Source organism: Arenibacter sp. F20364, assembly GCF_023015905.1.
Classification (GTDB): domain Bacteria; phylum Bacteroidota; class Bacteroidia; order Flavobacteriales; family Flavobacteriaceae; genus Arenibacter.
The window spans coordinates 23384-38020 of record NZ_JALKBD010000027.1; the positions used below are offsets into that span (position 1 = coordinate 23384).

Annotated in this window: 20 protein-coding genes; all 20 read left to right on the forward strand. The window is 40.2% G+C overall.

What is annotated here, in order from left to right; genetic code table 11:
• Nucleotides 1-367 precede the first annotated feature (367 nt).
• The 20 genes from MWU84_RS18350 to MWU84_RS18445 all read left to right on the forward strand — a co-directional run bounded on the left by MWU84_RS18350 (nt 368) and on the right by MWU84_RS18445 (nt 14636).
• Nucleotides 368-2089: a GMC family oxidoreductase gene (locus tag MWU84_RS18350; protein ID WP_111624425.1), complete on the forward strand. Its 1722-nt coding sequence runs from the start codon at nt 368-370 to the stop codon at nt 2087-2089.
• Nucleotides 2090-2093: 4 nt separating this feature from the next.
• Entirely contained in the window at nt 2094-2813 is a 720-nt protein-coding gene (locus MWU84_RS18355; RefSeq protein ID WP_246904424.1) for a gluconate 2-dehydrogenase subunit 3 family protein, read from the forward strand.
• A 202-nt stretch (nt 2814-3015) separates the two neighbouring features.
• A complete protein-coding gene (locus MWU84_RS18360) occupies nt 3016-3435 on the forward strand; it encodes a hypothetical protein (RefSeq protein ID WP_069858869.1) in 420 nt (139 codons plus the stop codon).
• Nucleotides 3436-3612: 177 nt separating this feature from the next.
• Nucleotides 3613-4194 (forward strand): AraC family transcriptional regulator, encoded by a 582-nt coding sequence (locus MWU84_RS18365; protein WP_069858871.1) that lies wholly within the window; start codon nt 3613-3615, stop codon nt 4192-4194.
• Nucleotides 4195-4266: 72 nt separating this feature from the next.
• Entirely contained in the window at nt 4267-4674 is a 408-nt protein-coding gene (locus MWU84_RS18370) for a cytochrome c (RefSeq protein WP_245946395.1), read from the forward strand.
• A complete protein-coding gene (locus MWU84_RS18375) occupies nt 4671-5831 on the forward strand; it encodes a hypothetical protein (RefSeq protein WP_111624427.1) in 1161 nt (386 codons plus the stop codon). Before MWU84_RS18370 ends, MWU84_RS18375 begins: the two co-directional genes overlap by 4 nt.
• A gap of 21 nt (nt 5832-5852) precedes the next feature.
• A complete protein-coding gene (locus MWU84_RS18380; protein ID WP_069858876.1) occupies nt 5853-6173 on the forward strand; it encodes a hypothetical protein in 321 nt (106 codons plus the stop codon).
• 100 nt (nt 6174-6273) lie between these two features.
• A complete protein-coding gene (locus MWU84_RS18385) occupies nt 6274-6783 on the forward strand; it encodes a hypothetical protein (protein ID WP_246904427.1) in 510 nt (169 codons plus the stop codon).
• Nucleotides 6784-6816: 33 nt separating this feature from the next.
• Nucleotides 6817-7086, forward strand: a complete 270-nt coding sequence (locus MWU84_RS18390) for a hypothetical protein (protein WP_245946396.1) — start codon at nt 6817-6819, stop codon at nt 7084-7086.
• A gap of 15 nt (nt 7087-7101) precedes the next feature.
• The gene (locus MWU84_RS18395) at nt 7102-7317 is read left to right on the forward strand and encodes a heavy-metal-associated domain-containing protein (RefSeq protein ID WP_111624430.1); all 216 of its coding nucleotides are present in this window, start codon (nt 7102-7104) and stop codon (nt 7315-7317) included.
• A 27-nt stretch (nt 7318-7344) separates the two neighbouring features.
• Nucleotides 7345-7575, forward strand: a complete 231-nt coding sequence (locus MWU84_RS18400; protein ID WP_111624431.1) for an SHOCT domain-containing protein — start codon at nt 7345-7347, stop codon at nt 7573-7575.
• A 57-nt stretch (nt 7576-7632) separates the two neighbouring features.
• Entirely contained in the window at nt 7633-8448 is an 816-nt protein-coding gene (locus tag MWU84_RS18405; protein ID WP_111624432.1) for a DUF3347 domain-containing protein, read from the forward strand.
• A 119-nt stretch (nt 8449-8567) separates the two neighbouring features.
• The gene (locus MWU84_RS18410; RefSeq protein ID WP_245946400.1) at nt 8568-8753 is read left to right on the forward strand and encodes an SHOCT domain-containing protein; all 186 of its coding nucleotides are present in this window, start codon (nt 8568-8570) and stop codon (nt 8751-8753) included.
• A gap of 38 nt (nt 8754-8791) precedes the next feature.
• Nucleotides 8792-9250 carry a hypothetical protein gene (locus MWU84_RS18415; RefSeq protein ID WP_111624434.1) on the forward strand — a complete coding sequence of 153 codons (459 nt, stop codon included), beginning with the start codon at nt 8792-8794 and terminating at the stop codon, nt 9248-9250.
• 77 nt (nt 9251-9327) lie between these two features.
• Complete coding sequence (locus tag MWU84_RS18420; RefSeq protein WP_069858890.1) at nt 9328-9600, forward strand: DUF5676 family membrane protein; 273 nt, start codon at nt 9328-9330, stop codon at nt 9598-9600.
• 96 nt (nt 9601-9696) lie between these two features.
• Complete coding sequence (locus tag MWU84_RS18425) at nt 9697-10305, forward strand: lycopene cyclase domain-containing protein (RefSeq protein WP_246904428.1); 609 nt, start codon at nt 9697-9699, stop codon at nt 10303-10305.
• Nucleotides 10306-10354: 49 nt separating this feature from the next.
• Nucleotides 10355-10801 carry a universal stress protein gene (locus tag MWU84_RS18430; RefSeq protein ID WP_111624436.1) on the forward strand — a complete coding sequence of 149 codons (447 nt, stop codon included), beginning with the start codon at nt 10355-10357 and terminating at the stop codon, nt 10799-10801.
• A gap of 76 nt (nt 10802-10877) precedes the next feature.
• Nucleotides 10878-12287: an NAD(P)/FAD-dependent oxidoreductase gene (locus MWU84_RS18435; protein ID WP_111624437.1), complete on the forward strand. Its 1410-nt coding sequence runs from the start codon at nt 10878-10880 to the stop codon at nt 12285-12287.
• Nucleotides 12287-13615, forward strand: a complete 1329-nt coding sequence (gene nhaA, locus MWU84_RS18440; RefSeq protein ID WP_111624438.1) for a Na+/H+ antiporter NhaA — start codon at nt 12287-12289, stop codon at nt 13613-13615. The genes MWU84_RS18435 and nhaA overlap by 1 nt, the downstream gene beginning before the upstream one ends.
• A gap of 7 nt (nt 13616-13622) precedes the next feature.
• The gene (locus MWU84_RS18445) at nt 13623-14636 is read left to right on the forward strand and encodes a type II glyceraldehyde-3-phosphate dehydrogenase (RefSeq protein ID WP_069858902.1); all 1014 of its coding nucleotides are present in this window, start codon (nt 13623-13625) and stop codon (nt 14634-14636) included.
• Nucleotide 14637 lies beyond the last annotated feature (1 nt).

Below are 14637 nucleotides of genomic sequence, written 5' to 3' on the forward strand. Positions count from 1 at the left end.
CTACATTCATTATTTTGAGAGACAAACTTAATTACTTTCATTTATTTCCAACATGATAAATATCATGTTTGCTCCTTTTGTTCGTGCAATTCATAAATTATTGGATTTCTGCAATGTATCTTTTCAATTATTCTATTTTCACTCGACTGTGGTATTGTAAACCAGTTGTCGGGATAGTCCAAAAACATTTACGTAACGGGCATGACCAATTATAATAATCTCCAGTTTAAAACGAAATTTTGTAAGGAAATTATATAAAAAAGAAAGAAAATTATGCAGATATAATTATTGATCATTCTATAGATTTATTGTCATTCAAAGGATTGCTACATGTTGAATCCTGGGTAACTTATAATATGTCAACACCATGCAAATAAAGGAATCTTCGACACTATATGATGTAATCATAGTCGGCTCTGGGGCAGGCGGAGGCATGGCGACCAAAATACTTGCCGATTCAGGTCTAAAGGTTGCCGTTGTGGAGGCCGGGCCGTTCTTTGACCCTAAAGACCCGGAACAGATAACTCAATTAAAGTGGCCGTGGGAATCGCCTAGAAGAGGTGCAGGTACCGTCCGGCCTTTTGGCGATTTCGACAGCGCATACGGTGGGTGGGATATCGAGGGAGAACCCTACACAAATAGTAACGGAAGCAATTTTAGATGGTTCCGTTCGCGAATGTTGGGCGGTCGGACCAATCATTGGGGCAGGATTTCATTGCGCTTCGGGCCAAGGGATTTTAAACACAAAAATGAGGACGGGCTGGGCGATAATTGGCCCATAGGCTATGAGGATGTTAAACCTTATTACGACAAGGTAGATAAGTTGATCGGGGTTTTCGGCACCATCGAGGGCTTGCCCAATGACCCCGATGGATTCTTTCTGCCCCCACCAAAACCTCGATTGCATGAACTTTTTTACATCCGTGGGGCACGGAAATCGAATATCCCTGTTTATCCTTCTAGGCTGTCCATCCTGACCAAAATGATAAATGAGGATCGGGGCATATGTTTCTATTGTGCGCAATGCTCTAGGGCCTGCATGGTATATGCCGATTTCTCTGCAGAAACCTGTTTGATTTTCCCGGCACAGAAAAGTGGCGGTCAGATCGATCTGTTCCTGAATGCCATGGTAAGAGAGGTTACCACGAATGAAGAGGGCAAGGCAACGGGCGTTTCGTACATCAATAAAGAGGATAGAAAGGAATATAAGCTAAAAGGGAAAGTCGTCGTTCTGGCGGCATCCGCCTGCAGCTCGGCCCGGATACTTTTGAATTCCAAAAGTGCTCAACACCCGAACGGATTGGGCAATAGCAGCGATATTGTTGGTAAATATCTTCACGATTCCACGGGGGCGAGCAGGGCGGCCTTTATTCCGGGCTTGATGAACCGGAAAATTTCCTATAACGAGGACGGCGTTGGGGGCATGCACGTATATTCCCCTTGGTGGGGCGACAATAAAAAATTGGACTTCCCACGCGGATACCATATTGAGGTATGGGGTGGAATGGGCATGCCCAACTATGGGTTTGGTTTTAAAGCTAACGAGTTCAACAAATTCTTCGGCACAAAAGTGGGGGGCTATGGCAATGGCCTCAGGGACGATGTTAAAAAATACTATGGTGCCGTCCTTGGTTTTGGTGGCCGGGGAGAATCTATCGCTATGAAGGATAACTATTGTGAAATAGATCCTACTAAAGTAGATGAGTTTGGAATTCCGGTACTTCGGTTTAATTACAAATGGTCCGACCACGAACGAAAGCAGGCAAGGCACATGCAGGACACTTTTGAAGAACTGATCCACAACATGGGCGGAGAAGCTTTAGGAGAAAAACCCACCAAGGAACAAGATTATGGTATATCCCCACCAGGGTGGATCATCCATGAAGTGGGTACGACTAGAATGGGCAATGACTCCAAGACCTCTGTAGTGAACAGGTTTCAGCAACTTCACGATACCAACAATGTATTTATCGTCGATGCAGGGCCTTTTGTGTCCCAGGCCGACAAGAACCCCACTTGGACCATCTTGGCTCTAGCCTGGAGAACATCTGACTATATTGTAGAACAATTGAAACAGCAAAACATATAGAAAAATGGATAGAAGAAATAGTATAAAATCGATTATCCTGGGGTCGGTCGCTGGTGGATTGGCAGTCCACGGCTGCAAACCTGAAGATGAGGCTAAAGCGGAGAACACTGAAGTACTACAGGGCTATAGTTACAAATATGGTCGGACACCGAAGGAGAAAGAACGGATCATGGAACTGGAAGCGTTACAATTTTTCAACGGACACGAGTTGGGGACTATTGCCGTTTTGAGTGATCTGATATTGCCTTCCAATGATAAATTTGGTAGTGCTACGGACGCAGGAGTACCAAATTTTATAGAATTCATGGCCAAGGATATCCCAGAATTGCAAACGACCCTCAGGGGCGGCCTCATGTGGTTGGACCATGAGAGCAATACCCAATTCGGTACCGAATTCAAATCGAGTACTGAGGCTTGGCAAAAAAAACTATTGGATACTATAGCCTATCCCGATATATTAATTCCAGAGGGCGAACGCCCCTTGGAAATACAGTTTTTTTCCATGTTGCGAAATCTGACGCTAACAGGTTATTACACATCGAAGATCGGCCTAGAGGATTTGGGGTATAAGGGCAATACCCCAAATGTATGGGACGGAGTGCCCGCAGACGTATTGAAACAGCATGGCGTTGCCTATGAAGAAGAATGGTTGGCAAAATGTGTAGATCAAAGTCAAAGAGGGGTCATGGCAGAATGGGATGGCAATGGCAATCTACTTACATAGGCCTTTAATAGAATGCCATCCAATTTCTAATTTAGGTTACCAATATGACATTTATCATGTGATGGTTAAAAACCTTGTTCTACTTTTGATACTGTTCTTTGCATTTAGAACACGAACTATATTATTTTTAAAATAACTATGATTTTTTTGAAAATAATTTAATACCCGATACTGGAACAAAAAAAATTCAAATCTTTAGGAAGTGAAACAGATTTTGACCAAAATATTGTCCGTTACTCTAGCCTTCGCAGTGCTTTTTGCAACTTCGTCTTTCATGGTGGATATGCATTTTTGCTGCAACAAGTTGGTAGATGTTGCGGTTTTTGGCAAAGCAAAGCCTTGTAAAGATAAAAAGCAGAATTTATCAAAACCTTTTAAAAAATGTTCCATAGGGCAAATGGATTGCTGTAGCAATAAATCTATTGTAAAAAAGGCCGAAGACAATCTTAAAAAGTCACAAGTTGAACTGGATACGAATAAAATTGTTTTCCTACAGGCATTTTTCCATTCCTACGTAAATCTTTTCGAAGGACTTGAATTTAATGTGGTTTCCTTTATAAACTACAATCCACCTTGGATCGAGAAGGACATCCTTGTACTTCACGAAACTTTCTTAATTTGAATATTATTGAGCAGATTATTGTCACGATAATCTGTACTTCCTATTAGTCTGCAACAAGTTGTAGGCTACCTCATGTCGTACCCTTTTTCCAACGACAACCTTTTTCCAATTTTAATTTATCAGGGATTAAATACTCTGACGGACCTTATACTTAAGGAACAATAACATATTGTGAACATGGAATCCATAAAAACATATTGGGTCAAGAACATGGTTTGCAGGCGGTGCCTGAAAGTCATAAAACAGGAGCTTGAAGAGATCGATGTAGCAGTACTTTCCGTCGAATTGGGGAAACTTACTGTCCGTATCAGTACTGGTATTGACAATCTAATCGATTCGAATATAACCGAGGTTCTTCACTCCAACGGATTTGAAATCGCGAAAAACGAGGAGGAAATGATCGTTGAAAATATAAAGATTGCTTTGATCGAACTGGTAGGTGACCTGCCATTTCATATTAAGGAAAAGACCTCTGAACATTTGGCATCTGAACTTCATAGGGATTATAAGTTGTTGAGCAAAATATTCTCAAAAAATGAAAATACCACAATAGAAAAATACCTTATAAAATTAAAGGTTGAGAGAGCAAAGGAACTTATTCAGTTGCAACAGCACACTTTTTCGGATATAGCCTATTTGTTGGATTACAGCAGCATAAACCATTTATCGAGACAGTTTAAGACCATTACGGGATTAAGCATGACCGATTATAAAAATGGCCAAATGTGGGATAGAAGTTTCCTTGACGAAATTATATAAATATGAACGAAGATTATGCAGACGTAAACATTCAATAAGAAATAGATTTATTAACAATTAAATGCCAATAAAATGAATAAAAAAAGAATTTTTCCGGGTATGACCATAGTAATGGTTGTAAGTTTTTTATTCCTGGGATTCAATAGCCATTCCCAGGAAAAATGGGTAGCACCCCTTAGTGCTGATAAGATTGTCAACCCATTAAAAGGTGATGTCAATGCGGCTGCCAACGGTCAAAAACTTTACAAAGTACTATGTGTTGTATGCCACGGGGCAAAAGGAAAAGGTGATGGTGTGGCCGGTGCAGGTCTAACGCCAAAACCGACAAATTTGACCAGCGCAGAATTCCAATCCCAGAGCGATGGAGCCATTTTTTGGAAAATTCAAACAGGACGGGCTCCAATGGCCTCATACGAAACCTCAATACCGGAGAACAAACGATGGGAAATTATTAATTATATCAGAACACTTAAAAAATGAAAAAGCTAATAATATTACTAACCGTAGTTGTTTTTGGTAATCCTATATATAGCCAAACATACAACAATTTTGAACCAAGTAAGACCCAGTTCATGATCCGTGGTTATGGACATACAGGGCTAAACTATATGAGTAACGGAGATGAAAAAGAATCCTCTTATGTAGGCTCGGCCTTCGCGCCGATCTTTTTATTCAAACATTCGGACAAACTCATGTTTGAAGCCGAATTAGAGTTTGTTCTAGAAAGTAACGAACTTGAGGTGGGCTTGGAATATGCCGACGTTATGTATGTCCTTAACAAGAACATGACCGTTAGGGCAGGAAAATTTTTACTTCCTTTCGGAACATTTATGGAGAGGCTTCATCCCGCATGGATAAACAGACTTCCGACAAGACCTTTGGGCTTTGGCCATGATGGGATAGCTCCTGCCTCAGGGATCGGTGTTGAACTCAGAGGTGCCTTTGATCTTGGCGGTCCTTCTTTAAACTATGCCATTTATTCTACCAACGGTCCGCGATTAAAGGACGGAAGTATTGAGCCGGAGGAAGCGGGAATGCTCATGTTTCAAAATTATGAAGATAATAATACAAGTAAGGCCTTTGGGGGCCGATTGGGGTTATTGCCATTTTCAGATTCTTCTACCGAATTAGGGATTTCGGCCTATTCAACAAATGGTGCCGGGGCAAAAGATTCGCCATATGAGGACGTTGGTGCTTTCTTATATGCCATCGATTTTGCTTTTGTTAAACAAGTGTCGCCCCTTAGTGGCTTTATTGACATTAAGGCTCAATACAACAGTTCCAATGTGGACACGGCAACCTTCATTGAGATGCATGAGGATGGAGATGAGGAAGAATATTCGTTCGATAACCAAAGCAATTCCTTTTATGGGCAATTGAGTTATCGACCTACCATGGCGGAGAGTGACTTCATGAAAAAATTGGAGTTTGTTGGAAGATATTCAAATTTCAATGCTCCGGAGGGTTCTGAGTGGGAAGAGAAATCGACCCAATTTGCCTTTGGATTGAACTACTGGTTAACCTGGAGATCCCTTATCAAAATAAGTTATCAGACCACTGAAACCGAAGGTGGGCATGGCGGAGAAGGCATAACGACTACTAATGGGTTATTTCTCCACTGGGCAATAGGATTTTAAGAATACATAAAAATAGAAAACATGAAGACAATAAATAAATTTTTAGTAATCGTGATGGTTTTCCTGACCATTGGAATAACCGTAGTTGCCTGTTCTTCTTCTAAGAAAACACTTACAGAAAATAATATTCCTGTTGTGGCAGGGGTGGAAGAGGAGTTCAAACTGGAAAAATCAGGAGCCCAATTATGGGGAGAAACCTGTAATCGATGCCATTTAGCACCTTCTCCAGCCGATTATAACGACACGGATTGGGAAACCATCAGTTTGCACATGCGCGTAAGGGCCAATCTTACAGAAAATGACGTTGCAAAAATCGAGGAATTTCTGAAATCCGCGAATTAATTGAATTGGTAAAGCACATTTTCCATGAGAATGGAAATTTAGGGCTCTAGGGAAATGTGCTTTAATAAAAAGAAATTAATATTAATTAAAACTAAATACAATGAAAACAGTAACAATAATTATTTCTGTCCTCGTACTGGTTATCCTATCCAGTTGCGATCAGAAAACAGACCTCAACGCAATCCTCGAAAATTCGGAAACTAGAATGGAACTTTTTGAGGCGATTCCAAGTAACCACGGTTACATGACGGAATTCATGGACAACATGCAAGATAACGACCATGCAATGCAGATGATGCAAGGAAACCATAAAATGATGGGCAATATGATGCAGGGTGTCGGAATGCAAAAGATGATGAAAGATAGCATGATGATGAAAAACATGATGCAATCCATGATGAAAGAAGGCAAGATGATGGGCAATATGATGAAAATGATGCACGAAAAAGGCATGATGAGTGAAGATTGTATGGAGTCGTGCAAGAAGATGATGGGCAACAAGGGAATGGACATGAAAGGAATGGGATTGATGGAAGAAAGTGAATTAGATGCCAAAGAGCAAGGCGAACTCGAATTGAGCAAAAGCCAAAGCCATGGCGATCATCATTAAAGAATATAACATTTAAACCTAAAAATAAAAATTATGAAAGGTCACTGGATATGGATGGCTATCGGTTGTGGATTGCCGTTGTTACTAATATTTTTCGCACCCTCACTGGGCATTACCGGGAATAACGGGCTTTTTGGCTTCATTGTCCTAATGTTCATTTTTCATCTCTTTATGCCACATGGTGCACATAGCCACGGGGCGCATAACCATACGGAACAGAATAATAAGCAGCACGAACATGGTAAAGAAAAACCATTGTCTGCAGAAACTAAGGAGGAGCAAAAGGGCCATAGTCACCATTAATAATGGTAAAAACAAATGAAACATAAATATCAAATAAACGGAATAAGCTGCGGCGGATGTGTCGCAAGGGTAAGAAAAACCTTGGAAGAACATCCAGACATTGAGAAAACGGAAATCTTTTTGAACCCAAAAGGCAAAACGATCATCAGTATGAAAGAGAGGCTTTCAGTTGAGGAATTACAACAGCAACTCAACAAACTTGAAGGTTATACCATTACGGAGATACTTTAAAATATTAATAATCTTAAAACTAAGAATATGTTCTATAACAATGGATTTTTTTGGGGAATGCACCTTATCTGGTGGACAATTTGGTTCATATTTTTATGGTGGATTTTCTTTACGCCCTCCAGCCCATCTTCCACAGAAACTAAGGAAGATGATCTGGCCACAACTCTAAAAATACGGTTCGCAAAGGGTGAGATCACTCAGGTAGAATACGAGGAATTAAAAAGAACATTAAAATCGGAAAATGAAACAAAGCCCTAAAGAGGGATTTCAATACCTAAAATGAATAAGCTATAAACACACACAAAAACAGTAACAATGAAAAAACATCTCATCATGAGCCTTGTATTCCTGACTGGAATGCTGCTCTCGGTACAATCTATATCTGCACAGGCAAGCGATAAAACCAAAAGGCAGATGTATATCAACGGTAATGGTGAAGTCTCGGACCGTGGTATAACCCTTGGTTATATAAGTAAGGAAGATATTGTGTTCAATAACCAGGGAAGGAAAATCGGTTTCATTAAAAACGGGAAGGTATATGATGCTGAGGGCAATTCCTTGGGAAAAGCAAAAAAAGGAGGTCAGTATTATAACGATAGTGGTGAGTTTGTGCTCTATGTTGAAGGAAATGATGAAAAATGTAAAATATTGGATACTAAGGGCCATTCCTTGGGTTATATACATAAAAACTACAAACTTCATGCCTGTGCAGTACATTGCTTTTTTAAGGAGAAAAGTATAGAGGAGGACATGGATTCAATTTTGGCGGGATATATGAACATCGAAAATGCATTGGCCGAAGATAATTACGAGTCCGTACAGGAAGCGGCAATAAAATTGATTAACGACTCGACCGCCGTGAACGAGACCTACCTGAAAAAGACCTTGAATCAACTTTCCAAAGCCTCCAGTCTTACTGAACAACGATTATACTTTGCAACATTGTCCAAACAACTGTACACTATTTCCAAGAAAATGGATTTGAAGGGGAAAACGCTTTATTGGAATCATTGTCCCATGGCCATGGATGGTAAGGGTGCAAATTGGCTAGCCCTGAGCGAAAAAATAAACAATCCCTATATGGGGCTGAAAATGCCCGGATGCGGTTCGGTAAAGGAGACCTTGAAATAGTTTTTTAACGTAAAAATAATCACAGAAAACAGTCAGTACATCAACAACAATTATTTAAGCAATAAGTCTAATCTTTAAAACTAAAAACTATGCATTTTTTCAACGGACACTTTGGTGGTATGCACTTTTTATGGTGGATCATATGGTTCATCTTCTTAATATGGATATTCTTTGTTCCATATGATATCCCTTACCGAAAATCAAAAAAAGAAGACCCGCTCACAATTCTCAAAAAAAGATTTGCGAAAGGGGAGATTACAAAAGAGGAATATGAAGAATCAAAAAAGATTCTAAAATCCGAATAGGAAGTATCAACAAATTTTAACAATTAAAATTAATCGAAATGAAAACAAAAATTAAAAAAGCAATAGGAATTGTTTTGGCCACTTTCACTTTGTCGGCTTGTGCACAAAAACAAGAAAGTTCTGTAAAGGATATGCTTAAAGACCCTTCACAACAAGAGAAGGTGTTGACATTGATGGTTGAAGACCACGATTTGGGCAAAAAGTATATTGCCAAGATGATGGAAAATGACCATGCCACGGGCATGATAGTAGATGAACTCGTAAGAGCGGCTGCAAACGATACCATCCTGGCCGGTAAACTTAGCGAAATGATTACCAGATACCCTGACCTGATGCTCCTTACAACGCACCACTTTATGCCCGTCATAGCGGCTCACGGTGAATTAAGCGACACTTTTTGCGACCATACCTTGGAACATGAAAATCTGGAAAAGACCTTGCACGAAAAGATGGATGGCAACAAAAAGATGGATGGCAACAAAAAGATGGATCATTAACAGGGATCTGTAAATAGTTTGTACGGGTTTCAAAAATTATATTTAAAAACTGGACAATTAATTTTAAAACAAGAATTATGAATCGATTTAATGTAAAAAAATTAGGATTTGCTTTTGGCCTAACAGGCGCCTTAATTTATCTGGGCTGTATGATTGTAATGACAACAGCAGGTCAAGAAGGTACAATATCATTTTTCAACAGCCTGTTACACGGTTTGGATACTTCCAGTATTATAAGAATGGATGTGCCGTTATCGGAAGCATTCTTCGGAATCATTCAAACTTTTATCCTTGGATGGCTTATTGGGGCCTGTATAGCGGCTTTTTACAATGTGCAACTAAAGAAATAAATGCAATACGTCTGGTTCATATGGTCCCTTATTCTCCTCGCCCTCTGGGGCCTGGTTTATCTTTTGAAAAAGGATTCTAGGAAAGAGATGCTCAAAATGAGTTGGATTACCATGCCTTTTGGGCTTACAGAGCCTTTGTTCGTTCCAGAATATTGGCATCCGCCGTCCCTTTTTGATTTTGCGATAAAGACTGGCTTCGATATTGAAAGTCTCATCTTTTCATTCGCCATTGGGGGTATTGGTACGGTGTTATATAACCTTCTATTTAAGAGAAGATACATTGAAATGGCGCATACGGAACGCGGACATGCCATGCACAGACTTCACATATACATTCTTTTCGTCCCAGTTCTAGTGTTTTTGGTTTTGAGTCTCTTTACCGATTTGAACCATATTTATTGCGGAATTTTGGCCATGTTCATGGGAGGTTTGGCAACGCTGTATTGCCGGCCAGATCTAAAGGGGAAAATATGGGTCGGGGGTCTTTTGTTCACGCTGCTCTACTTTGTGTATTTTGGAAGTATTATTCCCTTCTATCCAGATTATGTAGAACTATACTGGAACCTGGAAAATCTGACCCAAATCCTTGTTCTAGGCATCCCAATTGAGGAACTGCTGTTCGCGTTCACTTTCGGAATGTATTGGTCAGGGCTAAACGAGCACTTGTATTGGAAAAAGTTAATGAAGCCTATTATCATAAGTTGAGATTAGGAGACATAGCATAGATATATCACCAAAAAATAAAAATCATAAGATGAAAATAGTATTAGCAATAGACGGTTCTGATTATAGCAAGATGGCCGTAAATGAACTTGGGGCGATACCATTGCCTGCAGGCACGGAAGTATGTATATTAAATGTGTTCGAAAACCCCATGTTGGCTGTTCCAATGGGTGGCACGCTTGGTAATTATTACGAAGAAGCTATATCCAATGCAAGAAAATCGGCGGAGGCAATTGTTAATGATGCCTCAAAATTATTAAAAATCGAGAATGACAAATTATCGATTACAACAGTAGTGGTCAATGGGATTCCCAAAAGCGCAATTCTAGAAAAGGCCGAAGCCTTTGATGCAGATTTAATCGTAGTTGGGTCTCAGGGCCATGGTGCATTCTCTAGATTTTTGCTCGGCTCGGTTTCCCAGTCCTTAGCAACACATGCGGACTGCTCAGTTTTGATTGTAAGAAAACGCAGCATATAAGAGCAAAAAGTTTAGTAAGCGCGGGTATGGACTATTTAAGCACTTGTATCGGAAAATGTATTAAAATCAATTTGGCATGAGCAATAATCAAATATTAGGCAGTATAGATCATGATAAATGTAAAGTGGCAGATGAAATTTGCTTGCCCGATTCCGAGCAACCGAGAATAGTTATAGTTGGAGGTGGCTTTGCGGGTTTGGCATTGGTGGAAGGACTAAAAAACAAAAATGTTCAGATAGTGCTTATAGACCGTAACAACTTTCATCAATTCCAGCCCTTATTTTATCAGGTAGCTACGAGCGGCCTCGAACCCGATAGTATTGTATTTCCATTTAGGAAACAAATTAAAGGGTACAAAAACGTAAGCTTCAGACTGGCCGAGGTACGGGAAATCCAGGCCTCTACTAATACTGTCATAACGGACAAAGGAAAACTTACCTATGATTATTTGGTACTGGCGACTGGTACTAAGACTAACTTTTTTGGTATGGAAGAAGTGGAAAGAAATAGTTTGGGCATGAAAGATATCCGGGATTCCCTAAATATCCGCCATATGATGTTGCAAAACTTGGAGCAGGCGGCAATTACATGCGATGATGTGGAACGTGATGCCCTTACCAATTTTGTGATCGTGGGCGGTGGCCCTGCGGGAGTAGAAATGGCAGGTGCACTAGCTGAGTTTTGCAAATATATCCTTCCAAAGGACTATCCAGAATATCCTTCTTCAATAATGAATATTTTTTTGGTGGAAGCTATGGATAAACTACTTATAGCAATGTCCGACAAAGCTTCTTCAAGAACATTGACCTATCTGGAAAATCTAAATGTGACTGTCTTGTTGAATGAATCCGTTAGCAATTATGACGGTAAGGTTGTCCAAACCAAAAACGGGAAGAGAATATTGGCCAAAAACCTTATTTGGACGGCAGGTGTAAAAGGGGACTTTCCAAAGGGTATCGATCAGAAGCATGTAGCTAAGGGCAATCGCTTAAAAACTGATGCTTATTTGAAGGTTGAAGGGCAAGAAAACATTTATGCCATCGGGGATATTGCGGCACTGATTTCCGAAGAGACTCCAATAGGCCATCCCCAGGTAGCTCAGGCTGCGATTCAACAAGGAAATTATCTTGCCCAAATGTTGAACAACCTAAACAATAACATACCATCAAAGTCTTTTAAATATACTGATAAAGGGTCTTTGGCGACAGTTGGAAAGCGAAAGGCGGTAGCGGATCTGGGAAAATTGAAGTTTACCGGATACTTTGCTTGGTTGTTATGGTCCGTGGTGCACTTGATGTCAATTAGCGGATTCAGAAATAAACTTTTGGTCGGCTTCAATTGGGCCATAAGTTATTTTTCTTATGAAAAGAGCAATAGGGTAATAATCCGGAATTTCAAACGTGATTCTACCACGGAAACTCCATCAAAAAACAATACCAATAATGCTTTAGAAAAGGATAAAAACATACAAAAAACCCAGCATTGATGCTTAAACACGAAACAAATAGCGGTATTATGAAATTCTTTGGCAACACGGCCAAAGAACTCAATAACAATGGTGTTATTCTATTTATCACTGTAGTCATCGCAATGGTCTGGGCCAATTCGCCATGGAAGGAATATTATATCGCCTTAATGCAAACCGATATTGCCTTCACTATTGGCACCCTTCAGCTATCGGAGCCGCTATTGTTATGGATCAACGATGGCCTAATGGCCCTATTCTTTCTACAAGTTGGCTTAGAGCTGAAACGTGAAATAATCGGCGGTAAACTTTCATCTCCAAAGAGTGCGGTATTACCTATTGGAGCGGCTATTGGAGGCATGGTACTTCCTGCCCTTATTTATTTTATGTTCAATAGCTCGGGCGAGGCATCAAATGGTTGGGGCATTCCCATGGCTACGGACATTGCCTTTTCTCTAGGGGTATTGGCCATTGTCGGAAAAAGACTGCCTTCCGCTTTGAGGGTCTTTCTTATTACTCTTGCTATAGTGGACGATTTGGGTGGTGTCTTGGTCATTGCGCTATTTTATACCTCCGGTATTTCCGAGATGGATCTACTTCATGGACTATTGTTCTTCGGAGCTTTGATTATCGGAAATTATGCGGGAGTAAGAAGCACATGGTTTTATGCCATTATTGGTATAGGTGGTGTTTGGCTGGCCTTCTTTTTCTCAGGAATACATCCAACGATAGCTGGAATTCTTACCGCATTTGCAATTCCAGGCAGGGTAAAAATTAAGGAAAATACCTTTTTGAACCGTTTAGACAACTTACACAAAAAATTTCAAGAAACCAAGTCGATAAGGGGCGCGCTTATCTCAAAAACGCAGTTGGATATTTTGGAGGATATCAAGACTACAAGTTCAGAGGCGGAGACTCCCCTTCAAAAATTGGAAAGGTCCTTAAACCCAATAGTTAGCTTCATCATTCTCCCTTTGTTTGCTTTGGCAAACACAGGAATACATCTTCATGGTGATTTGTTGAAAGTACTATCCAGCCCCGTTAGTTTGGGGATTGGTCTGGGCCTGATTCTTGGAAAATTTATCGGTATTGCCGCTTTTTCAAGAATACTGGTCGCACTTAAACTTGCAAAACTACCGGAAAAAGTGAATTGGAACATGATTTATGGTATAGCTTTTCTTGGAGGTATTGGTTTTACCATGTCATTGTTTATAAATGAGCTGGCCTTCACAGACGAGTCTTTGATATTCACGGCCAAGGTAAGTATCCTATTCGCTTCTATGTTAGCAGGTGTAATAGGCGCTATACTATTACATAGAAACAGTAAAAAATTAATAACAGTAAAATAATAAGGATATGAAAAGTATTGCAGTAGTAGGTTATGGGGTCATCGGAAAAAGAGTGGCCGACGCCATTAATGTACAAGACGATATGAACTTGATCGGGGTTTGCGATGTCATCAGCGATTGGCGGATACAGAATGCCATAAGAAAAGAGTATGATATCTACGCGGCAACCGCCGAGGCCGAAAAAGAAATGAAGGCTGCAAGTATTCCAGCAAAGGGTAACCTGCAAGACCTGTTGAAAAAGACAGACTTAGTGGTGGATTGCACCCCAAAGAATATAGCGGCAAAGAATGTGGAAATATATAAAAAACTGAGTATAAAATTCATTCTTCAAGGTGGTGAAAAACACCATACTACTGGCCATTCCTTTAGTGCAGAAAATAATTATCAATCCGCGATAAATTTAGATGCTACAAGGGTAGTTTCTTGCAATACCACTTCTATTCTTCGAACCCTGACAACTTTGAAGAGAGCAGATCTATTGGACTATGCACGGGGAACATTATTAAGAAGGGCCACCGACCCATGGGAAAGCCATTTAGGTGGTATTATGAATACAATGGTTCCCGAAAAAGATATTCCAAGCCATCAAGGTCCTGACGCTAAAAGTGTGGATCCCGAACTGGATGTCATCACTGCCGCAGTAAAAGTGCCCGAAACATTGAGCCATATGCATTACTGGAACGTGAAATTAAAAAAACAAGCCACAAAAGAAGAAGTGCTAAATGCTTTTAAAACTTCTACACGGATTAAGCTAATTAATTATGACCAAGGTTTGGTTTCAAACAATACAATAAAAGAAATGTTCTTGGATATGGGCAGGCCTTGGGGAGATATGTACGAGGTGGCCCTGTGGGAAGATATGCTTAAAGTAGTGGGTGATGAGCTTTTTTATGCTTATGTGGTGGATAACCAGGCGATTGTTATCCCAGAGACTATAGATGCCATTCGTGCACTTACTGGGATTGAGACAGATGCAGCAAAATCCATCGCCAAAACCAATATAAGTTTGGGAATCATATAAA

Bases quoted from the DNA above. Each gene is read 5' to 3' on its own strand.
- MWU84_RS18350 (WP_111624425.1), top strand. From the start codon at position 368: ATGCAAATAAAGGAATCTTCGACACTATATGATGTAATCATAGTCGGC.
- MWU84_RS18355 (WP_246904424.1), top strand. From the start codon at position 2,094: ATGGATAGAAGAAATAGTATAAAATCGATTATCCTGGGGTCGGTCGCT.
- MWU84_RS18365 (WP_069858871.1), top strand. From the start codon at position 3,613: ATGGAATCCATAAAAACATATTGGGTCAAGAACATGGTTTGCAGGCGG.
- MWU84_RS18370 (WP_245946395.1), top strand. From the start codon at position 4,267: ATGAATAAAAAAAGAATTTTTCCGGGTATGACCATAGTAATGGTTGTA.
- MWU84_RS18375 (WP_111624427.1), top strand. From the start codon at position 4,671: ATGAAAAAGCTAATAATATTACTAACCGTAGTTGTTTTTGGTAATCCT.
- MWU84_RS18380 (WP_069858876.1), top strand. From the start codon at position 5,853: ATGAAGACAATAAATAAATTTTTAGTAATCGTGATGGTTTTCCTGACC.
- MWU84_RS18385 (WP_246904427.1), top strand. From the start codon at position 6,274: ATGAAAACAGTAACAATAATTATTTCTGTCCTCGTACTGGTTATCCTA.
- MWU84_RS18390 (WP_245946396.1), top strand. From the start codon at position 6,817: ATGAAAGGTCACTGGATATGGATGGCTATCGGTTGTGGATTGCCGTTG.
- MWU84_RS18395 (WP_111624430.1), top strand. From the start codon at position 7,102: ATGAAACATAAATATCAAATAAACGGAATAAGCTGCGGCGGATGTGTC.
- MWU84_RS18400 (WP_111624431.1), top strand. From the start codon at position 7,345: ATGTTCTATAACAATGGATTTTTTTGGGGAATGCACCTTATCTGGTGG.
- MWU84_RS18405 (WP_111624432.1), top strand. From the start codon at position 7,633: ATGAAAAAACATCTCATCATGAGCCTTGTATTCCTGACTGGAATGCTG.
- MWU84_RS18410 (WP_245946400.1), top strand. From the start codon at position 8,568: ATGCACTTTTTATGGTGGATCATATGGTTCATCTTCTTAATATGGATA.
- MWU84_RS18415 (WP_111624434.1), top strand. From the start codon at position 8,792: ATGAAAACAAAAATTAAAAAAGCAATAGGAATTGTTTTGGCCACTTTC.
- MWU84_RS18420 (WP_069858890.1), top strand. From the start codon at position 9,328: ATGAATCGATTTAATGTAAAAAAATTAGGATTTGCTTTTGGCCTAACA.
- MWU84_RS18425 (WP_246904428.1), top strand. From the start codon at position 9,697: ATGAGTTGGATTACCATGCCTTTTGGGCTTACAGAGCCTTTGTTCGTT.
- MWU84_RS18430 (WP_111624436.1), top strand. From the start codon at position 10,355: ATGAAAATAGTATTAGCAATAGACGGTTCTGATTATAGCAAGATGGCC.
- MWU84_RS18435 (WP_111624437.1), top strand. From the start codon at position 10,878: ATGAGCAATAATCAAATATTAGGCAGTATAGATCATGATAAATGTAAA.
- nhaA (WP_111624438.1), top strand. From the start codon at position 12,287: ATGCTTAAACACGAAACAAATAGCGGTATTATGAAATTCTTTGGCAAC.
- MWU84_RS18445 (WP_069858902.1), top strand. From the start codon at position 13,623: ATGAAAAGTATTGCAGTAGTAGGTTATGGGGTCATCGGAAAAAGAGTG.